Genomic DNA, 23,359 nt, shown 5'->3' on the forward strand with positions numbered 1-23,359 from the left:
CCAAAATCGTCGTAGAAAAACGCTTCAGCGTATCGGTCTCAATTGGTGGTCTGACCCACCGCAGAGCACCGTCGCCTGCGTTTCTCTTTCCATAACAACAATGTCAAAGAGCCAGGCCCAAACAACCCGAAGGCCGCCGAACCCGAAAACCAAAGCAACACATCAGTGCCGCCCCGGCCAAGGAGGGCGGTGTTTAGGCCGCCCCAAGTTTGAAGTCAATCGCGTTTTTCAGGGTTTCTGCAGCGCGTCCTGTCCAGCGATGTTTTCCGAGGAAAATCTCGCCGGCGCCGGAGTTGAAAAGCGCCTGATGAAAGCCTGAAGAGCGAGAGCCCTTCCCTCGCCGCCAGCGCCCCGTTTCCGTGGCCCCCGCTGCGAGGAGGGCGAGGTTTAGGGCTGGCGCTTTTTGAAGTCAATCGGCGTTTGCGGGAGTTTCTGCATTCTCATGCAGTCGGCAGGGTCATCGCCTGTTCTGACTGGATAATCGGTCTGCAGATCCAGCATTGATTCCTTGCGCAGATGGAAGATCTGCCCTGCCCCGGACGGGGTCTCCGTGTGGCCGGCCTACGAATGCGGGCCTTGCGCCATGCCCGCCCCGGAATCAGAGAACCGCGGCGAGCGCTGGGTTGCCGGATCAGGCAGCGGCATCCTCGGCCCGCGGCCGGGCCTGGGTCTGCTGGATGAGTTCGGACAAGCCATCTCGATATTTGCGCCCGACGCGGACGCGCGCGCCATTGGTCAGCTCGACCGCATAGAGGCCGTGCCGATCACGCAGGGCCGCAGCGATCTCGTCAACATTGACGATCGCGGATCGGTGCACCCTAAGGAATCGGTCAGGATCAAGCCGAGCCTCCAATTGCTTCATGGTCATGCGCTCAAGCAGTTTGCGCGAGCGCAAATGGAAGTAGACATAGCCGCGCGCCGCTTCCAGCCATACGATCTCGGACTGGCCGATCCGGACCCTTGCACCATGGCCGGAAACCCAGAAGTCGCGCGCGCAGGCGGCCGTGCCGACCGAAGCCGCCCGCTCACGCAGATCAGCAAGGGCCTCCTCCAGCAGGGCCGCGCGGGCCTTGGCCTGGCGATTTGCCAGAAGCTGTTGCAGGCGCTGGATCGATACCGCCAGACGGGTCGCCTCGATCGGTCGCAACAGGAAGTCGCAGGCGCCCCGGTCATAGGCCTCCAGGGCCCGGTCGGGATAATCGCCGATCATCACCGAGGCCGGGGCCCGCTCGCCCATCTCGCGCAGGGCCACCAGCGCGATCTCAAGCTCGGAATGGTCGGCATCAAGAAAAATAACATCGACGGCGTCGGCATCACAGATGGAGAGAAGTGACGAGACCGATTCTGTGTCCATCTCCACTTTTACGGAGGCGTGACGCTGAATTGCACGGGCCAGATGCGCTCTGGCGAGGGGCCTGCTTTCCAGAATAGCGCACCGCATTACAAATTCTCCATCAATAAAATCAAGGATTTACACGATAGATTGCGATCCGGAGCGTGCGCTAGTGGGCGCGCGGAACAGAATGACCAAAGGCGGTCATCGTGGGGCGAATGCTACCAATTTGGGTTTATCACACGCGCGATTGGGCCGAATGGGGGTGATTTCGCGTCGGATGCGACAGGCGGTTTGTCGCCGAATGCCTGCCGTTCGCACCGGTCGCCGGCGACTCGTCGCCGCGAGCCGCGCCTTGTCCCAAACATCTCGTCCCAACGGGCTCGGAGTGCTTCGCTCCGACGGCGTGTCAGATTGAATTTGTTTGATCCCGGATACGCTCGGGCAGTCACGAGCCCAATCCCTTACTCCTTGCGTGCGGCAACCATCCGGCGTGCCGCACGCAAGCTTTTCCGCCCGGACCGCAACGAGATTTCGAGACCGTAACCTGATGGCAAGCCTCAACACAGCCGGTCACGATTATCCGGGACATCTGTGAGGGCTAGATGATTCACTCGTGGTGGCAGGACAGCAAGACGACGGCACCGCTGCGCTGGTCGCGCATAATAGCGGCCACCACGCTCGGCTGGATCACACTCCTGATCGTTTTCACCACCATCCATTCGCTCGACATGTCACGGCTCGAGATTGCTCACACGATCGCGGAAGTCGTCCAGGCCCAGGCCGTCATCATGATTCCCTGGCTCGTCATATTTCCCGCAGTCGCCCTGACCCGGGCCCGTCAGCTTCAGGTGCGGACGCCATTATGGATCGCCATGGTGGAACTCGTCTTGCTGGGCGCCGGCGCGATCCTGATCATCTATCTACACATCATCCTTGTGTATGCGCCCTTCATCGGCGCCCCGCCAGAGCAGATTCTCGACCAGATCCCGCTCATCAACTGGGTTTGGGACCCGGTCATGATCGCCCTCACCGCACTCATCAGCGACCAGTATACCCGCGCGATCCTGCGTGCCGATAACGCTCCGGCCCCCGACGAGGAACGGATCGTGCTCCGCAATGGGCGGCAGGAAGACATTCTCGAAATCGCCGACATCATCGCCGTCAGCGCCCAGGGCAATTATGTGGTCTTCGTCTCGGCCGAGCGCGAATGGCTGCAGCGGGCGACGCTTGCCGAACTGGTTGTGCAACTGACGGAACGTGATTTCATCCACATTCACCGCTCACATCTGGTGCGATCTTCCCAGATCAAATCCTGTGCCCGGGCCCGTGGTCGCATTGTCCGCGTCACGCTGGCCTCCGGTCACGAATTCCCGGTCAGCGCTCGCGGCGCCGAGGCGTTGCAATCCCATATCACCAGCACGACCCTGACCAGCCTGCCAGCCCGCGCACTCGGCTAAGCCCGCTATGGACATCTTGCAGCGCCGGAGACGGAAAACTCCGAGCGCGCGCACCATGCCCGGCCGGTCTCTCCACAACCTGTCCATTTTCTGACAATGCGCAGAGCCGAACGCGGCAGTGACGAGTTGAGACAGGTCGGGTTCAACACTGGCCGAGGCGAACGCGCCATAGGCTGGATCCCGGTCACCATTCGGCGCGGATTTCACACATTTGGTAAGGCCGCCCGCCATTCGCGACACCGCGCCGTGACTGGCAACTTTCGCCTGTCAGTGTGTTCAACCCATTCGGCTCTATCCGTCCCATGCGCCCGTTTGTGGCGTTGTCCGCCGCCGCGCCGACCCGCCGGCACAGGACCCAGTTACAAGGCACCGCTTGAACCGGCGCCATCACTCCTGAGGGGATAATATGAGAGACGAAGACTTCAAATCGCGCATCCTGCGATCCACGATCCTGGCCGGCCTCACGGCCGCGGGTCTGGCGATTTCACCGGCCTACGCCCAGCAACCCGTGACGCTCGACGACGCCGAAGAGGAGACGGACGAAACCGAAGATCGCATCGTCGTCACCGGCTCACGCGTGCGCCGCGACAGCTTCACCTCGACCTCACCGCTGCAGGTGATCAGTGAGGAGACCATCCAGGAAGCGGGCCTGGTTGATGTTGGCGAGATCCTGCGCTCGACCTCCGTGGTCCAGGGCGCCCAGCTCGACCTTCAGACCAACTCGCAATTCGTCAGCAATGCCGGACCGGGGGGCCAGGCTGTGTCCCTGCGCGGCCTCGCCGCCGACCGCACGCTGGTCCTCATCAATGGCCGCCGTTTCGCACCGGCCGGTGTGGAAGGCGCCCCGTCCTTCCCCGACGTGTCCCTGATCCCGTCTTCGATAATCCAGCGGGTCGACATTCTTCTGGATGGCGCATCGTCGGTCTACGGCTCCGACGCCGTTGCGGGCGTGACCAATATCGTTCTGCGCACCGAATTTGATGGCCTCCAGGTGGAAGGCTTCACGACTGTGCCGGAAGACAGCGGTGGCTCCCAGTCGAGCGCAAACTTCCTGGTGGGCGGCAGCGAAGGGCGCCTCAACTTCGTGTTCGCGGCAGAAGTGGTTCGCAGTGAAGAACTGACCGGATCCCAACGCGACTGGATGGGACGCGACGGCCAGTTCTGCTCGATCGACATTATCGATAATGGCGACGGCACGACGTCCGAAGTCTGCGGTACCGGCCACACATCACAGTCAGGCCTCGGAATTACGCTTCCCAACCGCATCATCTATTATGGTGCCCCGGGCGTGACAGCCGCGGATTCCGATCTGGGCATTGCCGGTTTCGTGAATGGTCGCGGTCCCAACGCCGGCGCCTTCACCGATCAGTTCGCGAACAATCAGCGCGTCGCGGATGCCTACGAAATTCCCGAGTTCGAGCGTTCGGTCTTCTTCCTCTACGCGGACTATGATTTGAGCGACTGGATCGCCGGGACGAATTTCTTCACCGAGACGTCCTTCTCCAACCGCCAGACCTTCTTCAACGGCGGCCCGACCCAGTTCACGGTCGACTATGACACCACCAACCCGTTCAACCCCTTCCCGGGCCAGAGCGGCTCGGTGCTCCTGATGTCCCCATGGGACCTCGTGGCTTCGGTCGAGCTGGAGCAGTGGCGGACCTATAACGGCCTGCAGGGAGATCTCGGCTTCATTGGCGCACCGGATTGGGATTATGAAGTCTTCGCCGGTTACACGCGCTCGATGGGATACTCCTCTCGGACCATCACACTGGAAGAAAACCTGAACCTGTCAGCCAGTGCGACGACCGATCCGACGACCGGCCTGCCGGTTTGTGGCATCCCGACGCCCGACGGCTTCTTCCAGTCGCGCACGCCGGAAACCTGCGTACCGATCAACTTCTTTGCGGAAAGCCTCTTCGGTACCGATCCCAGCTTCGCCGAGGGCGACGCCGCCACGGATTGGCTGCGCGGCCAACGCGAGATCACGACCTTTGTCGACGAGCGCATCCTCGGCGGCTTTGTCACCGGCCCGCTCTTCGAATTACTCGATGGCGACGTGTCGGTCGTGCTCGGTACGGAATGGCGCGAGCAATCACTCGATTCGCGCTCCGGCGAAGTTGCCGCGCGCGGCCTGGGACTGAATTTCTTCAAGGACCGCTCATCTGCCGGCTCCGTGGAGTTGTTCGAGGTCTACGGCGAAGTTGTGGCGCCCATTATCCAGGACCGCCCGCTGGCCCGTGAAGTGACCTTCGAAGCCGCTGCGCGACTCGTAGATCACGAATTCTACGGCCAGAACTCCACTTGGAGCACACGCATGCGCTGGGTTCCGGTCGACTTCCTGACCCTGCGTGCCACAGCCGGCACCTCCTTCCGCGCACCAAACCTGCGGGAGCTCTTTCTGGGTGGCCAGTCCGGCTTCGTGAACTTCTCGAATGACCCGTGCGGCGTGCCGGCGACTGCTGTTGCGGCAGACCCGGTCACGGGCGATCCGATCTACGCGCCCGGTGCCGATACCAATGGCGACGGGATTGGTGATCTGGACGGCCGTCCGCAAATTGTCCTCGACAATTGTCGGGCCGAGGGCGTTGATCCGCTGACGCTCGGTGTCACCGGCACATCGGGCTTCGAAGCGTTCCGGGCCGGCAATCCGGGTCTTGACCCTGAGACGTCTGAAGCCATCTCGATCGGCTTTGTCCTGGAGCAACCCTTCACCGACGCCTTCGACCTGACCTTCGGCGTCAACTATTTCGAGATCGAAGTGTCGGACTCGATCCTGGTTCCCAGCGCGGGCCAGATCCTGTCGAATTGCTATCGTTCAGCCAATTTCCCGGCGGACCCATTCTGTACGCGCAGGGTTCGGGATCCGAACACGCTGTATCTCAACGAGGTGGACACGACACCGTTCAACGTGTCGTCCAACACGTCCGAGGGCCTGGACTATAATGCCCGCTTCCACGCGGACTTCACGGCGTTTGGGCGTAACTATGCCTTCACGTCCAACGCGGCACTGACCCAGTCCACCGACATCACGACGACCATCACCTTGGCCGGTGTGACCAATGTCAACGAAGCCCTGAACACCTTGGGCAACCCGGAATGGCGCGGGACTTTCTCCAACCGTCTCTTCACGTCGACGAGTTGGGGTGACCTCAGCATCTTCCACCGCGCCCGCTGGATCGGCGAAGTCAATGTGACCGAGAATCCGGCCTTCACCGGCACGGGCATCTCGGCTCAGTTTGATGTCCCGTCGGCTCAGTATCATGACATCTCCGTGTCACTCACGCAGGAAGACTGGCGTGTGACGATGGGCGTGCAGAACGTGGCCAATGAAGCGCCGCCCCAGATCGATGAGGACCTGGCGACCCAGGGCGTCAGCTTGGGCAGCCTGTCGACCCGCAGCGTGCCGTCCGGCGGCGGGTATGACCAGATTGGTCGCCGCTTCTTCATCAATGTGTCGAAGCGCTTCTAGGCACTGACTGACCGTGAACGGAGACGGCCCGTGCCCCAGGCACGGGCCGTTTTCATGTCCGGTAGGCGTCGGCTTGCAATTCGAACATCGCTGCGTAACTGCCACCCTGCGCCATCAGCGACTCATGGTCGCCGGCTTCGGCGACCTGGCCCGCTTCCAGCAGGATGATCTGGTCCGCCGAGCGCAGATTGGACAGGCGATGGCTGATCAGGATGAGCGAGCGACCGGGCGCAAGCGGGCGCGCCATGAAGGCGGCTTCCGCTTCTGCATCCAGTGCCGCCGTCGGCTCATCAAGAATCAGAATGTCCGCGGCCTCATTGGCGTGCGCGCGGGCCATGGCCAGGCGTTGCCATTGACCACCCGACAGCTCGACGCCTTCCGCGAAGCGCTTGGAGAGCCGTGTATCAATCCCGGCGGGCAGGTCCGAGACGAGGTCCTGCGCCAGGCCGGCGGCCAGGGCGCGGTCCATGGCATCCGGCGAAAGCGTCTCCAGGCCGAGGCCCGCCTCGACATTGTCACGCACCGAGAGCTTGTAGTTCACATGAGGCTGGAACATCACGCCGATGCGGTTCGCCAGCGCCGCTGGCTCCCATTCGCCCAGATCCAGCCCGTCCAGCAGGACACGGCCCGTATCCGGCCGGTAGAGCCCGGCCGCCAGCTTCACGAGCGTCGTCTTGCCCGACCCGTTAATCCCGACCAGGCCGAGACGGGTGCCGGGCGGCAAATGAAAACTGACATCGCGCAAGGCCGGTGAAGGTGCGCCGGGATAGACAAAGCCGACCTGTTCAAAACGAAGCCCGTCTCCCGGTATCGGGCCGACGATCTGCCGACCCTGCGTGCGCCCCTCTTCAAGGTCCAGCAGGGCGAAGAGGCGCGTGACATAGAGCACATCCTCATAGCTGCCCGTGAAAGCCCCCAACAGGCCGTTGACGGCATTCTGCCCCTGTTTGAGCAAACCGATCAGCATGGTCATCTGACCGAGGCTGAAACGGCCGGCAATGGTCACGGCGACGATCCAAACCTTGCCGCCAAGGAAGATGGCCGAACCCAATACTCCGAGCGCGGATCCGATGATGGCCTGGCGCCCTTGCAGCCGGCGGTCCCCGGCGTGCATGCCGTCGAACAAGTCGGTGAAACGCTCCATGAGCGGCTTGCCGAGCCCGTAATGCAGCCGCTCACGCGCCGCGGCCTCGTTGGTCACCAGGCTTTCCAGGTAATTGCGCTCGCGCATTTGCGGCGAACGCGCCGTGTAAAAGCGATAGGCATCGCCGGAGAACCGCAGATTGCCGATGAAGGCGGGCAGCCCCGCCACCAGCATCACGGCGATCAACCAGGGCGCGCTCGCCGCCAGAAGGGCCGTAATGGAGATCAGGGTGACCAATGCCTGGAGTGTGTCGAAGCCACGCATGATAAGGCCATAGGGTCGCGCTGCGGCAAACTGTTTGGCGTGAATGAGCATTTCCTGGACCCGCGGCAACTCGATCTTCGCCAGCGAAAACCGGTTGGCCTTGTCGAGGATAAGTCGCGCGACCGCGAAGCCGAGCTCGGCATGAAGCCGGGCTTTCTGGAAGGCCAGCCATCGCCGGATGATCAGAAGGACCGCCAGGATGATGGCTTCAATGACCACCCAGCGCATGGCAGCCGCCCTGTCGGCCTCCAGGCCGCTCTCGATCGCCGCCAAAACACCGTCAATGAGGAGTTTCGAGACATAGAGCGCCGCCGGCGGCAATAGTGCCGCGATCACGGTCAGAACAGCGATGCCTGTGGTCAGACCCGGTCTCGTCCGCCCGATAATGGCCAGTGTGCGCACAGCCGCCGAAATCCGTTCCTGCCAGGACGGAACCGGCTCACCTTGGCTGTCCGTATCAGACGCGGGCATGGCGGGTCAGGCGACTCTCGCCTTCCGGGCCTGGGCTTCCTCCGCCATCTTGCGCGACAGGACGGCGCCTTTGTGCGGAAACGCTTCGGCGGGGATCGGGCGATCGAGGAAGGGGCCGAGTTTCTCGAATCCCTCACCCGAGCAAATGTCGATGACCAGCAGGTCCTCCGGTCGGTCCTTGAAGTAAGTCATCACATCACGGACATGCTGGTCGTAGACCCAGGAGAAGCGGTCCGGACAGTAGTTATAGCAACCATAGACCGCGGCCCGCAGGAACTGGCGCATGCGCAGATGCACTTCCTCATCGGGATCCTCGACATCCTTGAAGGCCGGGCGATTGTAGTAGTGCCGCGACACCGAGCCGAGCCAACTTTCCTTGTCCCGTACGGTCAGAATAAATTTCGAACCCGGATACTGCTTGTCGAGCTGCTGATAGATCGGAATGGTGGTGATGTCGGTCAGGCCATCATAATAGCGCAGCAGAGTGAGGTCGTATTGAGCATTGGCGATCTCGATATAGGTGTCTTCGTCAATCGGATAATGGCTGCAATCGAAACCGAGCATTTGTAGTCCGGATGTCAGGCTGCGCGTGCCGGTACGCGACAGACCCAAACCGAAGACCTTGGGCTTGTCAGCCTTTCGGCCATAGGCGACACGGTCCGCATTCGCGGACAGCCAGGCGTCGAGATCGGCCCGCGTGAAGGGCGTTTCCGAGCTCATTCCCAGCGCCTTGAGTTCCGCTTCCGCATGCTCCGGCAGAGCGGCGATGAAGTCGTGAACTTCATCGGGCGTCGCCGAAAGCGGGACGAGGCGGCGCGCATATTCAACCGCGTGTCGGGCCATGCTGAGGTCGCAGACATTGCCGTCCGCCGTGACCCATTTCTTCATCGAGCGTGTCAGGCGTTCGCGCTGCACCTTGGTGCGGCTGCGAAGCTCGCGAAGCGCGTATTTCATGAAGATGTGGTGATAGGACTGGAAGTGGTCGTGCAGGATATCGAAATTGCGGAATTGTTTGGCCGACCCCATGGGCTTCATGGCCAGATTGCGCAGGCGCGACTCCGGTCGCAGCACATATTTCATGTCGTCGTCCGGCACATCGACCGCCGCCATGGCCCGCACCAGATCGATCCGGGTGATGTGAACCCCGCAATGCAGACGCCCGCGGAACCGGTCTGACACGTAGGAGTCGACATAGGGCGCATCGCAGCTGTCGATGAAAGGCCGCATGTTTTCAAGGATCAGACAGTCGGCATCGACATAAACGACATAATCGCAATCATGCTCGATCCGTAGCATCTGCGAGACGCATTCGGTGAAGGGTCGCACATTATCGATCACATGCACCGCGTCCGGCTGAATGTTCTCGATGGCCAGCTCCAGCGCGACATCGCGAGTGCGTTCATCAATCTGGCGGAAAACCAGGTCTACTTTCGCCATCCTTATTCCCCCCACTGAAACGGCGCATTGGCCGTCGCAGCCATCTGCTCGAACAGGGCGAGGTGTTCGGGCTTCATTTCCGTCTTCCAGCGCAAATCGAGCTCGATCCGGCCAGAGTGATTTTCGTAGTAATCCCGCGTTCGTGAACCGAGGCTGACAAAGGCTTCGTCAGGATCGTCGAAACGCGAACGCGCGGCGATGAACTGGGTTCCGCTGTTTCCCCCGAGAACATGGTGCTCGACAGCGGCGAAATTCGCCATGCCCGCCTGATAGTCGACGCCGATCAGTCGGCACAGGACCTCGATCGTCGTGGCACTATTCTCAGCGAGGTCTTCATACCGGACGCGCATCTTCGGGCCTTCAAAGGCCTCGAACAAGGCGTCGGCGGCGGCCATCTTGTCGACCCAGGCCTGGATTTGCCCAACCGGATCACGATCCGGGTATTTGCGCAGGCGGGAATTGACAACGGCGCGGCCATCGCGGCTCAGCATCAAAAGCACCGGCGTTCCGCCACTTGAGCGGACCTCGGCGGCCCGCGCCTCGATCCAGCCTTCATCCTTGGTCGAGTCGATAATGACCGGCTTGCCCACATGCGCCGCCACCTGGGCGTAAAGCGGTGTCTCTCCATCCCATTCAAAGCCCGCCCAGACCGGGCAGTCCTCGCCGCAAATCTTGCAGACACGCTTGCGCAGGGGCTTCTTCTCGTCACCGAGATAACGCGCCTTGCCGCCTTCGCCCATGTAGAATGCGTCTGAATGGCTGCCGAGGATCATCCCCAGCAAGGTCGAACCGGAATGACCGGCTCCACACATCATGACGGCCGTCAGCCGTGATCCGTCATACATTCTGTCCCGCTGCCTCTAAAAGGTCCCCCGTGGATACTTCTTCGCGATTGCAGGACGGTAGACAAGCGAAAAAGCGCGGACACCACGCGGAAGGCAGCGCCTGCACACTGACTTTGCACGCTGGTGTCATCGTGCCGCATGTTGGTGCAAACTGCGCAGGTTATAAGAGAGGCCTGCTATGCTTTCGGGGAATGCCGCATGAAACCAGTCCTTCTTGTCCTTCTGCCTGCGTTCGCGCTCGCTGCTTGTGGCGGCGATGAAGCCGCTTCGCCCGCCAGCCGGACCGAGACCGGCGACTCAACCAGCGCCGCGCCAGCCCCAGCAGACACGGCAGGCCCAATCGATACGGCAAGCAATGAGCAAGGCGCCGAAACGGGTCCCGACGCCAATGCCGTTCTGGCCAGTCTTGGCGGGGATTATGCGAATGCCGATCTCGCCAACGGAGCGCGCCAGTTCCGGCGTTGCCAGTCCTGCCATACGCTTGCCGAGGGCGGTCGCCACACGGTGGGGCCAAATCTGCATGGTGTGGTTGGGCGCGCAGCCGCCAGCGCCGACCGCTTCAACTTTTCGAGCCAGCTCAGCGAGTCCGGTTTGACCTGGGACCTGGCGACGCTGGATGCCTGGGTCGAGAATCCGCGGGCGCTGGTGCCTGGCAATCGCATGAGTTTCGTCGGCCTGCGCGATGCCGAGGACCGGCGCGATGTCATTGCCTATCTCGCCGTGGAAACCGCCACCGAGTAAGCAGGTGTCCCTGGTCAAAAGCGCCGCCAGACCGACAGAAAAACAGCCTCCTGGTCGATGGCATTGCGACCGACAGGTGTGATTGACGCGCCGATCTGGACGGTCTGGCGACCGAAATCCCGACCGACCGAGACCTGAAGCTTATGCTGTTCGAAGTCGGGCGCGCCCGGCCGGGCCGGCTCTGCGCTCCAGACCGAGAAGCTCTGGGCCAGAACCTGCCAGCGCTCGGAAACCCGCCAGCCAGCCGTCAGGTCGAGTCGGGCTTCGTCCAGATAGTTTCCATCGCGCCAGCGCCACGCCGCCTGGGTCTCGAGAAAGCCGCGCTCGCCTATACTGCGCCCCACCAGGGCGCGGACTTCCGCTGCCATCTCGCCCGTCCCGAAGGCCTGGTTGGAGACATTCTCGCCCTGGCCGGGAATCAGGGCTGTCAGTTGCACCGAGACGACTGCCCGCCTCTCATGCCAGACCTCGCGGCGCCAGCCGATCTCGCTCGCTGACAAACCCTGGGCCGCGTCGAAGGAGGGTCCCCGCAAGCGGCGAACATCCTGCCAGGCCAAGCGGGCAACCAGCGTGTCCCGGCCCGTCACCCCGTATTCGAGATAGGCCGCGGTTTCATCCTTGTGGAAATAGCCGTCATCAACCGTCTGACCGGTAGCATCGAAACTGGTTTCGGCCCGATCAATCAGCGTGGTGAGAATCAAGAGCCCTTCACCGCGCTCCTGCGGCCAGGCCCCGGCCTGGGCCGGTGCCGAGAGACCAGGTCCCGCCGCACCGGCCAGACAGGCCGCGACTGTCAGGTATCGAAGCCGGGGCTTTCGCGGCGGACGCGATCCAGAACAGCGGCCCAGGCAATTTCCTTGAAGAACTCGTTCGACGAGATCTCCCCGGATTGCCCGAAGACGCGGTCCTGCATCTTCTCGTCCCATTCGATCAGCTCTCCACCGGCCTGGGCCATGACCTGAATCTTGCAGGCACGCTCCAGTAGATAGATACGAACATACGCGCTAAACGGGTGATCGCCAACCGACAACGTCCCGTGGTTGCGCAGGATCATGAGATTCTTCTCACCCAGATCCGCGACCAGACGCTCTTTTTCCTCGGATTCCAGCGCGATGCCTTCATAGTCGTGATAGCTCACATCATTGAAGACATTCATCGCCAGTTGCGAGATTGGACGCAGGCCACCCTTTTGGGCCGCGACCGCGACGCCGGCATCGGAATGCAGGTGCAGCGCAACAGCGACATCCGGGCGCGCATGGTGGATCGCCGAGTGAATGACAAAGCCGGCCGGATTGATTCCATATTGCGAGGGCGGCAGGACATTCCCGTCCAGATCGACCTTTACCAGATTGGACGCGGTGACATCCTCGTAAAGCAGGCCGAACGGATTGAGCAGAAAGTGCTCGTCCGGTCCCGGCACGCGCATGGAAATGTGGGTGAAGAAAAGGTCGTCCCAGCCGTGCATGCGCACGAGCCGATAGAGCGCCGCCAGGTCACAACGCGCCTTCCATTCCTCGGCCGAGACCTGGTCCTTGACCGAGAGGTTTGCCTGATCATCCATGATGTTCTCCCCATGGCTTGTATCTTTATCGCCAACAGCGTTCAGGATCGTGCCTGTTGCCCTCCCCGTCAAACATCCCGTGCCAGGCGAACCCCGGAAAACTGCCATCGGGCCTCCGGCGGGAAGAAATTCCGATAGGTCGGACGAATATGATCCGGCGCCGTGGCACAGGAACCGCCGCGCAGAACAAACTGGCCACACATGAATTTGCCATTGTATTCCCCCACTGCGCCGGCCGCGGGACGATAGCGCGGGTAAGGTGAATAGGCGGACCGCGTCCATTCCCAGGCATCACCGAACATCTGCCGCAACCCGCCTGCTCCCGCCTGCACCTCCGGCGTTACACCCGGATGCGCCGACCGGCCCGGCTCGGCAAACCGCCCGTCGCGCGTGCGAGATACCGTCATCGCCGCGTGCTCCCACTCGCGTTCATCAGGCAGCCGCGCACCGCTCCACTCCGCGAAGGCACTGGCCTCGTAATAACTCAAATGGATGACCGGTGCGTCGGGCTCGAGAGGGTATTGCCCGTGCAGCGTGAATTCCTCCCAGCCGGTTTCTCCCTCGCGCCAGTAGAGCGGCGCGCGCCATCCCTCGGCCAGCACGCGGGCCCAGCCATCGGACAGCCAGAGCGCCGCCGTGTCATACCCGCCATCGGCGATGAAAGCCGCGTAGTCGCGATTGGTCGCCAGTCGGTCAGCAAGGGCGAAAGGCGTGAGAATGGTCTGATGGCGCGGCCCCTCATTGTCAAAATGGAAGCCCTCCTCGCGCGCTCCGATCTCGACCACACCGCCGTCAAAACCGACCCAGCCGGGTGCTCCCGCCCGGGTTCCGGCGCCGGATGTCGGTGCCGGAAAGGCCGCCGGCGCGAAGGGGTGGCGCGACAGAACATGCTTGATATCGGTCAGGATCAGCTCCTGATGCTGCTCCTCATGCGCCAGGCCCAGCTGAATGAGTGGTGCCAGGGCCGCATTTTCGATGTCTTGGTCAATACTGAGTAAACGCGTCATCGCCGCGTCGACATGCGCGCGGTAAGACAGCACGTCTTCATGTGGTGGGCGGCTGAGGAAGCCACGCTCCGGCCGAGCGTGACGATCCCCGATCCCGTCATAATACGAATTGAACAGATAATTGTATTCGCTTGAGAATTCCACATAGCCCGGAAGGTGCTCCCGCAGCAGGAAGGTCTCCCAGAACCAGGTCGTGTGGGCCAGATGCCACTTTGTTGGGCTGACATCGGCCATGGTCTGGACCAGCATGTCCTCGGCACTCAACCCGGCGACCAGTGATTGCGTACGATCCCGGACACCCGAATAGAGTGATGACAATGATACCGGTCGCATGTCTTCCATGCTTGTAACTCCCCGTGTCGACAGCCCGAATTAAGAAGTTTTCAAGGCGTTCCTGCCATCGATAAAGGTCAATACAACCGATCGCAAATCAAGAACCATGGCCGCAAAACCCGCCGACGCCCTCCATCTGCTCGCGACCGTACGCGACCCCGACAAACGCCAGCAGCTTGCGCTGAGCGTGACCGAGATGTGTGTCGCCCAGCCGCTTTCCCCGTCGGCTGAGCCAATTGCCGGCGATCTGCTGATCACCCTGTCGACCAAGTCCGATCTCGACACCAAGGTGGCGATGGCCAAGAAGCTCGCCAGTTGCGACTGGGCCCCCCACTCCGCGGTCCGCCATTTCGCCTTTGACGAGATCGAGATCTCGGCGATCATTATCGAGAAAAGCGACAAGCTGACCCAGAAGGACATGATCGAGCTGGCCGAGACGGGCTCGATCGAGCACCGTCGCCATCTGGCCATGCGCGCCAATCTCTGCCTGCCGGTCACAGACCGGCTGGCCCAGCCGGGCGAACCAATCGTTCTGCGCGCACTGGCGAATAATGACACGGCCGAGATCTCCGAGGACACGCTGGAAGTTTGCCTGCATGTCGCGCGCGAGCACCCCAAGCTGCGCGAAGCCCTCGCCCGTCGCCACGACCTGTCGACGGACTACGCCACACAGCTCTGCATCATGCTGCCCGAAAACTGGCGCGAGGAATTGTACCGCCGCTTCGGCCTCGACAAGGCCAAGGTCGAGACCCTCGCGGTTGAAGCGGCGCTGGGCGCGACGCCGGAGGACGTCGACAAGGCGGCGGCGCGCGAAGTCCAGGACGCCAAGACCGCCGGCAAGTTGTCCGGCCGGTTCGCCATGGACGCACTGAAAGCGGGCAAGGAAGCGGTATTTGACCATGCGATTGCCGCCCTGTGCGAGATCAAGGCGTCGCAATGGCGCGTTGCCCTCGCAATGAGCGGCGTGCGCGCGGCCGCGATGGCCTGCCAGGCCGCACAATTGGATCGGACAGCTTACCCGATCATCCACAAGACGCTGCAGCGCTCCGGCCGCATTCACCAGGCCCTCGAGGGCGACGCGATGGCGGCGGCCGCAAATGTCTTCCGCATGTATGGTCCGGAAAAAGCGGCGAAGGTCTTGCGCCAGATGGGCACGAGGGCTTGAATAAGAACCTGTTTCATCAGGTTTTCCTTCGAGCCCGCCATCACCGCTTCCCTCGCCTTCCTTGCCAGCCCCCGTCCTGAGGCCAAGGCCGCCAAGTCGCGCCTTGAACAGGTCTATGGTTATGTTCCGATCGATGAGGCGGAAATCATCGTCGCCCTGGGCGGTGACGGGCTGATGCTCGACGCCCTGCACCTGTCCATCAAGACGGGCGCGCGGGTTTACGGCATGAATTTCGGCTCGGTCGGATTCCTCATGAATGAATTCCGCGAGGACGGCCTCACCGAACGCCTCGCCAGGGCCGAGCGCGCCCGCATTCATCCGCTGCGCGCCTTCGGCGAGGACATTCACTGCAAACCCTTCGAAGCGCTCGCGATCAACGAAGTCTCCCTTTTGCGGGAGACTCGGCAGACGGCGAAAATCAAGATCACGATCGACGGCACAAGCCGGATGTCCGAATTGCAGGCCGACGGGGTCCTTGTCGCGACACCGGCTGGCTCCACCGCTTATAATCTCTCGGCCCATGGCCCGATCCTGCCGCTTGATTCCACCGTGCTGGCCCTGACACCGATCAGCGCCTTTCGCCCCCGCCGCTGGCGCGGCGCGCTTCTGCCGCGCAATGCCCGGGTCGGCTTCGAGATCGTTGAACCGTCCCTGCGGCCGGTCTCGGCGGTGGCCGATAATCAGGAATTCCGTGAAGTGGCCCGCGTCGATGTGGTAGAAGCGCATGACGTGACCCTGACCATGCTGTTCGACCCGGGCCGGGATCTGGCGGAACGCATACTGGTCGAACAGTTCGAAAACTGATCCGATTTAGGCTGGCGTTAAGCAAGCCGTGCCAGTGTGCCCGCACGATCGGATCGAACGGACCTGCAATGAGCGACTTCGCGCTGGACAAGACTGTATCGCGCCTCACCATTCTTCTGGTGGATGACAGCGCCGCCCTGCGTGGGGCGCTGAAAGTCTCCCTGACGGCGTTCGGCTGCGACGAGGTTCTCGAGGCCGACACGGTTGAACGCGCGCTTGACGTGGTCCGTTCCAGACATGTCGATCTCATTGTCACTGACTGGAAAATGAGGCCCCGCGACGGTATCGATCTGGTCCGCACCCTGCGCGACCGTCGGCACAGCCCGGCGCCCGGAATCCCCGTGATCATGCTCTCGGCCTACAATGCTGAAGCGCGCATCCAAGAAGCGCGGAACGCCGGCGTTGACGCCTTTCTGACCAAACCTTTCACCGCGGCCAATCTCGCCCAGACCCTGCGCGAGACCCTCGGTGCCCTCACCCACAACCGGGCTGGCGCTGATGACGCCGCGCTCGCGACTGCCAGCTAAGAGGACGTCTCATGGCCCAGAACAAGGATGTGGAGGTCATCTCCGCCCCGAACATGCTGCAAATCAAGGTCGGCGGTCCGATCAGCCAGGGCGATCTGCACATGATCGAGAAGGCCGAGGAAGCCCTCAAGGACATGCGCGGCGAGTTTGGCCAGTGGCTTGAAGAAGAAGTGGTGAAGCTGGAAGCCGCCGCCAAGATCGTGCGCGCGACAGGTCTCAAGGGCAGTGAGGGCGAAGATCTCTTTGTCCGCGCCCATGACCTGCGCGGCCTTGGGACCACCTATGAATTCCCGATCGTCACCCGTCTGGCCAAGTCGCTGACCAAGATGATCGACATGCCGGAGAAGCGCCAGCAGGCCTCGACCGCCCTTGCCCTGGCTCATGTAGGCGCCATCCGCGCGGCCCTGTCGCAGAATATCCGGGACGATAATGACCCGGTCGCCGCCGCGCTGGCCGGCGAGTTGGAAACCCAGACCGCGGCCTTTGCCGAACCCTGGAAAGACGACTGATCAAGGCGCGCCTCGCGCTTCGATCCAGATACGAAAAAGCCGGTGCGCAAGCCCCGGCTTTTTTCATGCGTGCGGTTGGAGACCGGTGTCAGCCCGTCGCCTTGAGGGCATCCATGTCGTCGTCAAAGCGGCTCATGACATAGTCCAGATCATCTTCCGGAATACCCTGAAAGCGCGTGATTGCGCGCTCGGCCAGCACGCGCCGGAAATGGGCCCGGCCGGCGTCGTCCTGGGGAATTTCCATGCCGTGATAGACATCCAGCGCTGCGCGGACCGCGGGATAGAGACGGGACGGCATGCCGGTGCGGTCATAGACGGCCCGCAAGCCGAGAGGTCCGGCATCATGGACCAGCAACCAGGCCCGTGAATGGGTCACCCCGGCCAGTTCGGCAAAGGCATGCTCGACAAAGGCGATATGCCCGCGCAGCAGGGCCCGCAGGATGAGGGAGGGTGTCAGCCGGCTGTTGAGCCGCAATTGCTGGACGAAATGCTTGGGATCATGGGCCAGGCCGGCCTGATCAACCAGGTCGAGCGTTGCCCGCTCGCGCGCACCTTCCGACAATTCCACCGCCAGCTGCGGCGGAAGGGCATGGGTCTTCACCAGCCGGTTCAGCGCAATATCGGACACATGGGCGATCAGGCGCTCAGTGACGCTGAGCGGCAAGTGAGATCGCGCCACAAAGGAATCCATCACACCGCTGTTTTCGCAAAACTCGGAAAACGCGCGCTGATAGGCAGCCTCATCAAACTCGGCACCGTCATTCGATGCGGCGACAGAGACAGCGCCTTCATCGCCGCTGTCGAGGATTTCATGCACGATGATCGGTGCCACATGACTGCGGCCGGCGATCGCGCAACGCTTGCCCGTCTCGGCCGATTGCAGGACAGCGAGCAAATCCTCATCGGTCAGGACCGGCGATTGCTCCAGTACCGGTATCGCGACACTGTCGACGTCCTCTGCCAGCTTGCGGGCGATTTCGCGCGGCAGATTGGGCGATTGGCGAAGGGTGATGGCCATCGCCCGGCGAACCAGTTCAGCCGCATCGCGAGCGATCAGATCAAGGATATCCCGGGCAGCCGTTCGCTCGGCCTCGGTCAGGGAGGCGGCATCCATGCGCCGACAAATCTTGCGTGCGGCCATGGCGCGCGCTTCGTCATTCTCGCCTTTCACCAGGCGGCGAATATCATCGTTTGTCAGGCGGTTTCGAAGGGCGACTACACTCATGGGACGTCCGTTTCAAACGAAATAAGACTGGCGCTGAATCTAGCCGCGACATGCTTAATGAAAGCTTGCCGCCACTGGCGTCGTGTTTACGAATCACGAACCCGGCCGGCGCGCGGCGCATCAAGCGAGGCGAGAATTTCCACCAGGGCCGGCGACAATTCGCCATTGCCGACCTGCAGATTGGAGCGCATCGACGCGACCGATTGCATGACCGGGGTGGGGGCCGAGACGCTGGTCGCCCCCGCCGGGCTACCCGGTGTCGCCAACATATTGCCGACCTCCTGCAGCGCCGCGGCCTGGGCCATTTGGCGGGAATTCACGCGCGAGGAATGGCCATTGCCTTCATGGGTCAGCACGGCGAGCACTTCAGAGGTCGAGCGCGGCCGTCCGCCTTCGAAGAAAATCGGACGATTGGCCCGGGCGGCGGCCGGAAACAGGGTGTCCGCGCGCTGGTCAGGACGGTTTTCCGCCGCCGAGATCAGTTCAGCCGCCCCGCCCGCGCCGAGAAAATGCGCGGCATAGAGCTCACCGCCCGAGGCCGGACGACCGATGCGGGCTTCGATGACACTGTTATTCTCTGCCGCCAGCTCGCCAGCCATGCGGGCAGAGGCGACCGCGTCAAAGCGCAGATCGAGGATTTCCTGGCGCCGCGCCGGATCGGTGACGGTGAAGCGGCCATTGGCGTCCTGGGTGATGGCGTCAGCCTCGGCGGCATAGCCGTGCTCGGCCCCGCGACGCGACAACACACCCAGCCAGGTCTGCTCGATGAACTGGAACATGCCGGCGGCGCTGGAGGTGCGCGCTTCGGCGCGCACATCGAAATTGCTCTCCCGGGCGGCAGTATCCACCAGAAAGTTGAAATCCGTGCCGGTTTCCTGCGCCGCCTGGCGAATGGCGCGCATGGTGAAGTCCTGGCTGTGGGTCTCGACGGGGCTGACCAAGTCTGTCTCTCCGCGGGCGTGGCTGCCAATGGGGTGATCGCAAAGGGCCGAATCGCCCCGAATCGCATGCCCAGACTCACGCAAACGTGGCTAACCCCGCGTTAACGGCGCCCCCGGATCGGCTTGCACAGCCCTGCGGATGGGCCAATAATATATGCGAGGGACGTCCGACCCGTTGCCTGGCATCACGCGATGCCCGGGCCAATCGCCAGGAGACGACGCATGACACGCCTGATCAGAACGACATTGACGACCAGCATGATCGCCGCACTCGGCGCGCTGGGCCTTGCCGCCAGCGCCGCCGCGCTGACCGCGCAGGACGAAACTGCGTCGCCTGCGGCCACAGAGACCGAAACCGAAACCCGGAACGGTCCGATCCGGATCCGCAATATCAATGGCTATGCCGTGCTCGACCGCCAGCACCTGGTGCTGCGCGCGGGTGCCAGTCGCCGCTATCTGGTGACCCTCAAGCGCCGCTGCATGGGTCTGCGCGGCAGTACCGGTGTCGGCCTCAGCCTCGACAATTTCGCCACGATCCACAACCCCCATTTCGAATACGTCCAGACCCGCCAGGACCGCTGCTATTTCGACACGATCGAACAGGTCGATAGCAATGACGAAGCCCGCGCCCTGATTGCCGCACGGGCGCAAGCCGCGGCTGAGGCAGAAGCCGATGCCGAGAGCATGCGGTGAGTGTGGCGACAGGCAAACACAGAAAAGCCGGCCTCACAGGGCCGGCTTTTTCTTGGGAGCTGGGCGGGAAAGAAAAAATGGTACCGCCTCCCTGGTTTGAACAGGGGACCTCTAGATCCACAATCTAGCGCTCTAACCAACTGAGCTAAGGCGGCACACCTTGTCACGGCTTGTGGTCGGCAGCGGGGCTGCGAACCTTGGCGTGAGGCGCGGGAAACTAGCCTCCCCGCCCCGCGCTGGCAAGCACCCCGTCAAGGCTTTTGCAGAGGGCTCTGCAGCACCCCTGACGGCGATGATCAGGACGCGTAGCCGCGGGCCTGGATATGGGCCCGCATGGCGGCGACGCGGTTGTCGTCGGACGGGTGGGTCGAGGCGAACTCTGCCACATTGTGATCATTCATGGCCGACATGCCGACCCAGAAGTCCACGGCCTGGCGCGGGTCATAGCCCGAGCCGACCATGTAATCGACGCCGAGCCGGTCGGCCTCGTATTCATGCTCACGCGAGTAAGGCAGGATGACGCCATAGGTCACGCCCATGCCGAGGGCCGCACCGATATCATCACTGTATTGGGCGTAGTCCGTCCCCGAAGAGCCGATGGCGCTGGCCAGGAGCGAGACGCCCATCTGGGCCGCCATTTGCTGGCTGGCGCGTTCGGCGGAGTGACGTCCGGCGACATGGCCGACCTCATGCCCCATCACGGTGGCGATGTGGTCGTCCGTATCCATGATGTCGAGAATGCCCTTGTAGAAGCCGACCTTGCCATTGGGCAGGACCCAGGCATTCACCGTGTCGCTGTCAAAGACCACGAATTCCCAGTCCAGATGGCTCTGACCGGAAGCGGCGACGACCCGGTCGCCGACGCGCTGGAGGCGGCGCTGATAGGACGGATCGCGCAAAACGCGCTCGCGCTGCAGGCTGTCTTGCCAGGCTTGCTGGGACAGCTGGGCCAATTGCCCGTCGGAGACCAGCATGAGCTGGCTGCGACCGAGCGCGGCATTGTCGGCACAACCCGCCACGAAAGGCAGGACGGTCCCGGCGGCGAGCCCCATGATCATTTCGCGTCTGCGGACCAGATCGACCGGTGGTTTCGTTGACATCGCATTTCCCCCCTTTGGTGAAGTTCCAATCAGCGATAACCTAGCGCAGAGAGATTTTAACGTCTCGCCAAGAAAGCGACAAACACCGCTGCTAGCGTGATTTTTCAGCCAACCCGGAGTTCCCCCGCCATGAAACGCCTCGGTCTTGCCCTCGGCTTCATCGTCGTTCTGCTGGTCGCAGCGGTCTTTATCCTGCCGGCCATCATCCCCGCCTCGACCTATCGCGAGCCGGTGGAAACGGCGGCGCGGGATGCGCTCCATCGCGAGGTAAGCCTGGGCGGGGAGATTTCGCTGCAGGTCTTCCCGCAATTGCAAATCCGCGCCAGCGAAGTGTCGATTGCCAATGCCGAGGGCTTTGGCGAGGAGGCCTTTGCCGAGATGCGCGAAATGCGGGTCGGCGTACGCCTCATCCCGCTTTTGAGCCGGCGCGTGGAGATCACCGAATTCGTCCTCGTCGACCCCACCATCCGGCTGGAGCAGAACCGCTCCGGCAATAATTGGAGCTTCACCGATCCCGACAGCGCGGCCGCACCGGCGCCGGCTGCGTCGGGCGGGGGTTTTGTCCGTCGCGAAGGCGCGCTGCCCCTGGAAGCCAGCTTCGGTGATGTGCGGATCGAGAACGGCGCCCTTTACTTCTCCGATGGCAGCCAGAGCCGGGCCATTACCGGGCTCGACCTCTCCGTCGCCCTGCCCTCGCTGGATACGGAAACCCGGCTCACCGGCGCGCTCAATGCCGATGGTGAGAGCCTCGACTTCACCGCCACGATCGGCTCGATCCGCGATTTCTTTGAAGGTCGCGAAACGCCGGTCACGCTTGGCCTGGGTGGCAATCTGGCGGATCTGAGCTTTGACGGGCGTTTCCTCGCCGGCGAGGCGATCGCCTACGACGGCACGCTGGATGCCACCATCCCCTCTATCCGCGCTCTCGCCGCCTTTGCCGGCGCGCCGCTTCCGCCGGGCGAGAATCTCGAACGCTTCCGGGCTGTGGGCACGCTGGCGGGAACACCTGGCGAGATCAGTCTCAATGCCTCGCGACTGGAATTCGACGCCATTGCCGGGTCTGCCGGTCTGACCGCCGACATGACCGGTTCGAAGCCGCGCCTGACCGGGTCGCTGACCCTGGCCGAGCTGGATGTGAACCCCTATCTGCCAGCCCCCGTCGACCAGCCGGCGCCGAGCTCCGGCGGCGGCGTTCCGCCCTGGAGCGACGCCCCGATCGATCTGGCTGGTCTCGGCGTGGTCGATGCCGACCTGCGGCTCGAAATTGGCCGTCTGCTAGTCCAGAACATGGAAATCTCCGATGCCCGCCTGCGGGCGCAATTGACCAATAGCCGGCTGGAAGTGATTCTAGAGAATATCGCCCTCTATGCCGGCCAGGGCCGGGCGACCGTGGTGGCCAATGCCCGCGGTAACCGCCCCAGCTTCTCGCTGTATGCAGAGCTGGACGGACTCGATGCCGGTCCCTTCCTCGAGGCCGCCGCCGGCTTCGACAAGCTGCGCGGCACCGGTGCCCTGTCGCTCGACCTGACCGCTGCCGGCGGGTCCCAGGCCGCCATCATGAGCTCGCTCGATGGCAGCGGCAATTTCAGCTTCGCCGACGGGGCGATTGTCGGCATCAATGTCGCCGAGACCATCCGCAATGTGAGCCGCCTGGTCGGTGGCGGCAACAACGAGGGTGACGCCGAGGATGAGAGCGCAGCCAGTACCGGGGAGCAGCAGACCACCGACTTCTCCTCGCTGACCGGCTCCTTTTCCATCACAGATGGCCAGGTCGCCCAGCGTGACCTGCTCATGCTCTCCCCGCTTCTGCGGATCGAAGGCGCCGGCGCGGTGAACCTGCCCGAACAAACCGTCGATTATCGCCTGCGCCCGCGCGCGGTTGCCTCAATCGAAGGCCAGGGCGGGCAGCGTGATCTGCGTGGCATCACCGTCCCGATCCGCCTGCGTGGCGGCTTCAACTCCGTCTCTGTCGGCGTCGATACCGAAGCGGTCGGCCAGGCCCTGCTCCAGGGCGCACTGAACAGCGCGCTCGGAGGTGATGGATCCGGCTCACCGGAAGACGCCTTGCGCGATGGCCTCCTCAATGCCATCGGCCTTGGCGAGGGTGATGACGGCCAGGATGATGGCAATGATGAAGGTGAAGAAGAAAGCCGCCCCGATCCGGCCGAGCAATTGCTGCGCGGGCTGCTCAACCAGCGCCGCGATCGCAATGAGAATACCGAGGAAGAATCGCCGGACGATCCGCAATAGGATCGCGATGAACGTCAGATGACCCACCCGCCCGGATCGGGTTCATCTCAGCTGTGACAGGGTCTGCGCCTATGATGCCA

20 protein-coding genes and 1 tRNA gene are annotated in these 23,359 nt (G+C 62.8%); 10 read left to right on the forward strand and 11 right to left on the reverse strand.

Annotated elements, in window-relative coordinates:
- A partial coding sequence (locus tag Q0X62_RS14360) for a hypothetical protein (RefSeq protein WP_297737305.1) occupies positions 1-319 on the forward strand: 319 nt, incomplete at its 5' end.
- Between the two features lie 312 nt (positions 320-631).
- Here the strand turns inward: Q0X62_RS14360 and Q0X62_RS14365 are convergent.
- Positions 632-1,354 (reverse strand): LytTR family DNA-binding domain-containing protein, encoded by a 723-nt coding sequence (locus tag Q0X62_RS14365; protein ID WP_297737309.1) that lies wholly within the window; start codon positions 1,352-1,354, stop codon positions 632-634.
- Between the two features lie 584 nt (positions 1,355-1,938).
- Between Q0X62_RS14365 and Q0X62_RS14370 the strand changes: the two genes are divergently transcribed.
- Both Q0X62_RS14370 and Q0X62_RS14375 read left to right on the forward strand, forming a co-directional pair.
- The gene (locus tag Q0X62_RS14370) at positions 1,939-2,793 is read left to right on the forward strand and encodes a LytTR family DNA-binding domain-containing protein (protein WP_297737312.1); all 855 of its coding nucleotides are present in this window, start codon (positions 1,939-1,941) and stop codon (positions 2,791-2,793) included.
- Between the two features lie 406 nt (positions 2,794-3,199).
- Entirely contained in the window at positions 3,200-6,262 is a 3,063-nt protein-coding gene (locus tag Q0X62_RS14375) for a TonB-dependent receptor (RefSeq protein ID WP_297737315.1), read from the forward strand.
- 52 nt (positions 6,263-6,314) lie between these two features.
- Here Q0X62_RS14375 and Q0X62_RS14380 read toward each other — a convergent pair whose 3' ends face one another.
- From Q0X62_RS14380 to Q0X62_RS14390, 3 genes are read right to left on the reverse strand one after another with little or no spacing between them, the layout of a single operon-like run.
- On the reverse strand, positions 6,315-8,141 hold the full coding sequence (locus Q0X62_RS14380; RefSeq protein ID WP_297737318.1) for an ABC transporter ATP-binding protein: 1,827 nt from the start codon (positions 8,139-8,141) through the stop codon (positions 6,315-6,317).
- A gap of 6 nt (positions 8,142-8,147) precedes the next feature.
- Positions 8,148-9,578 carry a sulfotransferase family protein gene (locus tag Q0X62_RS14385; protein WP_297737320.1) on the reverse strand — a complete coding sequence of 477 codons (1,431 nt, stop codon included), beginning with the start codon at positions 9,576-9,578 and terminating at the stop codon, positions 8,148-8,150.
- Between the two features lie 2 nt (positions 9,579-9,580).
- A complete protein-coding gene (locus tag Q0X62_RS14390; protein ID WP_297737323.1) occupies positions 9,581-10,423 on the reverse strand; it encodes a sulfotransferase family protein in 843 nt (280 codons plus the stop codon).
- A gap of 198 nt (positions 10,424-10,621) precedes the next feature.
- Between Q0X62_RS14390 and Q0X62_RS14395 the strand changes: the two genes are divergently transcribed.
- Positions 10,622-11,164, forward strand: coding sequence for a cytochrome c family protein (locus Q0X62_RS14395; protein ID WP_297737326.1), 543 nt, complete (start codon positions 10,622-10,624; stop codon positions 11,162-11,164).
- A gap of 14 nt (positions 11,165-11,178) precedes the next feature.
- Here Q0X62_RS14395 and Q0X62_RS14400 read toward each other — a convergent pair whose 3' ends face one another.
- From Q0X62_RS14400 to egtB, 3 genes are all read right to left on the reverse strand, one after another.
- A complete protein-coding gene (locus Q0X62_RS14400; RefSeq protein ID WP_297737329.1) occupies positions 11,179-11,865 on the reverse strand; it encodes a hypothetical protein in 687 nt (228 codons plus the stop codon).
- Positions 11,866-11,957: 92 nt separating this feature from the next.
- Positions 11,958-12,725, reverse strand: a complete 768-nt coding sequence (locus Q0X62_RS14405) for a class II aldolase/adducin family protein (RefSeq protein ID WP_297737332.1) — start codon at positions 12,723-12,725, stop codon at positions 11,958-11,960.
- A 68-nt stretch (positions 12,726-12,793) separates the two neighbouring features.
- Complete coding sequence (egtB, locus tag Q0X62_RS14410; RefSeq protein ID WP_297737335.1) at positions 12,794-14,074, reverse strand: ergothioneine biosynthesis protein EgtB; 1,281 nt, start codon at positions 14,072-14,074, stop codon at positions 12,794-12,796.
- 97 nt (positions 14,075-14,171) lie between these two features.
- Between egtB and Q0X62_RS14415 the strand changes: the two genes are divergently transcribed.
- The 4 genes from Q0X62_RS14415 to Q0X62_RS14430 all read left to right on the forward strand — a co-directional run bounded on the left by Q0X62_RS14415 (position 14,172) and on the right by Q0X62_RS14430 (position 17,070).
- Entirely contained in the window at positions 14,172-15,230 is a 1,059-nt protein-coding gene (locus Q0X62_RS14415) for a DUF2336 domain-containing protein (protein ID WP_297737338.1), read from the forward strand.
- 39 nt (positions 15,231-15,269) lie between these two features.
- On the forward strand, positions 15,270-16,034 hold the full coding sequence (locus tag Q0X62_RS14420; RefSeq protein ID WP_297737387.1) for an NAD kinase: 765 nt from the start codon (positions 15,270-15,272) through the stop codon (positions 16,032-16,034).
- A 68-nt stretch (positions 16,035-16,102) separates the two neighbouring features.
- Positions 16,103-16,561: a response regulator gene (locus tag Q0X62_RS14425; protein WP_297737341.1), complete on the forward strand. Its 459-nt coding sequence runs from the start codon at positions 16,103-16,105 to the stop codon at positions 16,559-16,561.
- Positions 16,562-16,572: 11 nt separating this feature from the next.
- Positions 16,573-17,070, forward strand: a complete 498-nt coding sequence (locus Q0X62_RS14430) for an Hpt domain-containing protein (protein WP_297737344.1) — start codon at positions 16,573-16,575, stop codon at positions 17,068-17,070.
- An 88-nt stretch (positions 17,071-17,158) separates the two neighbouring features.
- Here the strand turns inward: Q0X62_RS14430 and Q0X62_RS14435 are convergent, their stop codons facing one another.
- Both Q0X62_RS14435 and Q0X62_RS14440 read right to left on the reverse strand, forming a co-directional pair.
- Positions 17,159-18,295 (reverse strand): DUF2336 domain-containing protein, encoded by a 1,137-nt coding sequence (locus Q0X62_RS14435; RefSeq protein ID WP_297737347.1) that lies wholly within the window; start codon positions 18,293-18,295, stop codon positions 17,159-17,161.
- Between the two features lie 86 nt (positions 18,296-18,381).
- Complete coding sequence (locus Q0X62_RS14440; RefSeq protein WP_297737349.1) at positions 18,382-19,236, reverse strand: hypothetical protein; 855 nt, start codon at positions 19,234-19,236, stop codon at positions 18,382-18,384.
- A gap of 222 nt (positions 19,237-19,458) precedes the next feature.
- Between Q0X62_RS14440 and Q0X62_RS14445 the strand changes: the two genes are divergently transcribed.
- Positions 19,459-19,929, forward strand: coding sequence for a DUF6491 family protein (locus tag Q0X62_RS14445; protein WP_297737352.1), 471 nt, complete (start codon positions 19,459-19,461; stop codon positions 19,927-19,929).
- Positions 19,930-20,007: 78 nt separating this feature from the next.
- On the opposite strand, the gene Q0X62_RS14450 is transcribed toward Q0X62_RS14445, so the two are convergent.
- Positions 20,008-20,084, reverse strand: a tRNA-His gene (locus Q0X62_RS14450).
- A 141-nt stretch (positions 20,085-20,225) separates the two neighbouring features.
- Positions 20,226-21,029 carry a M48 family metallopeptidase gene (locus Q0X62_RS14455; RefSeq protein ID WP_297737355.1) on the reverse strand — a complete coding sequence of 268 codons (804 nt, stop codon included), beginning with the start codon at positions 21,027-21,029 and terminating at the stop codon, positions 20,226-20,228.
- Positions 21,030-21,158: 129 nt separating this feature from the next.
- Between Q0X62_RS14455 and Q0X62_RS14460 the strand changes: the two genes are divergently transcribed.
- Complete coding sequence (locus Q0X62_RS14460) at positions 21,159-23,279, forward strand: AsmA family protein (protein WP_297737358.1); 2,121 nt, start codon at positions 21,159-21,161, stop codon at positions 23,277-23,279.
- The last annotated feature ends 80 nt before the right edge of the window (positions 23,280-23,359 follow it).

Origin of the sequence: uncultured Maricaulis sp. (assembly GCF_947259345.1) — a bacterium.
Taxonomy (GTDB): Bacteria; Pseudomonadota; Alphaproteobacteria; order Caulobacterales; family Maricaulaceae; genus Maricaulis.

Excerpts from the sequence above, each read along its gene's own strand:
- Q0X62_RS14365 (WP_297737309.1), bottom strand. The coding sequence starts at position 1,354 with ATGGACACAGAATCGGTCTCGTCACTTCTCTCCATCTGTGATGCCGAC.
- Q0X62_RS14375 (WP_297737315.1), top strand. The coding sequence starts at position 3,200 with ATGAGAGACGAAGACTTCAAATCGCGCATCCTGCGATCCACGATCCTG.
- Q0X62_RS14460 (WP_297737358.1), top strand. The coding sequence starts at position 21,159 with ATGAAACGCCTCGGTCTTGCCCTCGGCTTCATCGTCGTTCTGCTGGTC.
- Q0X62_RS14415 (WP_297737338.1), top strand. The coding sequence starts at position 14,172 with ATGGCCGCAAAACCCGCCGACGCCCTCCATCTGCTCGCGACCGTACGC.
- Q0X62_RS14455 (WP_297737355.1), bottom strand. The coding sequence starts at position 21,029 with ATGTCAACGAAACCACCGGTCGATCTGGTCCGCAGACGCGAAATGATC.
- Q0X62_RS14395 (WP_297737326.1), top strand. The coding sequence starts at position 10,622 with ATGAAACCAGTCCTTCTTGTCCTTCTGCCTGCGTTCGCGCTCGCTGCT.
- Q0X62_RS14380 (WP_297737318.1), bottom strand. The coding sequence starts at position 8,141 with ATGCCCGCGTCTGATACGGACAGCCAAGGTGAGCCGGTTCCGTCCTGG.
- Q0X62_RS14445 (WP_297737352.1), top strand. The coding sequence starts at position 19,459 with ATGACACGCCTGATCAGAACGACATTGACGACCAGCATGATCGCCGCA.
- egtB (WP_297737335.1), bottom strand. The coding sequence starts at position 14,074 with ATGGAAGACATGCGACCGGTATCATTGTCATCACTCTATTCGGGTGTC.
- Q0X62_RS14405 (WP_297737332.1), bottom strand. The coding sequence starts at position 12,725 with ATGGATGATCAGGCAAACCTCTCGGTCAAGGACCAGGTCTCGGCCGAG.
- Q0X62_RS14370 (WP_297737312.1), top strand. The coding sequence starts at position 1,939 with ATGATTCACTCGTGGTGGCAGGACAGCAAGACGACGGCACCGCTGCGC.
- Q0X62_RS14435 (WP_297737347.1), bottom strand. The coding sequence starts at position 18,295 with ATGAGTGTAGTCGCCCTTCGAAACCGCCTGACAAACGATGATATTCGC.
- Q0X62_RS14390 (WP_297737323.1), bottom strand. The coding sequence starts at position 10,423 with ATGTATGACGGATCACGGCTGACGGCCGTCATGATGTGTGGAGCCGGT.
- Q0X62_RS14425 (WP_297737341.1), top strand. The coding sequence starts at position 16,103 with ATGAGCGACTTCGCGCTGGACAAGACTGTATCGCGCCTCACCATTCTT.
- Q0X62_RS14385 (WP_297737320.1), bottom strand. The coding sequence starts at position 9,578 with ATGGCGAAAGTAGACCTGGTTTTCCGCCAGATTGATGAACGCACTCGC.
- Q0X62_RS14430 (WP_297737344.1), top strand. The coding sequence starts at position 16,573 with ATGGCCCAGAACAAGGATGTGGAGGTCATCTCCGCCCCGAACATGCTG.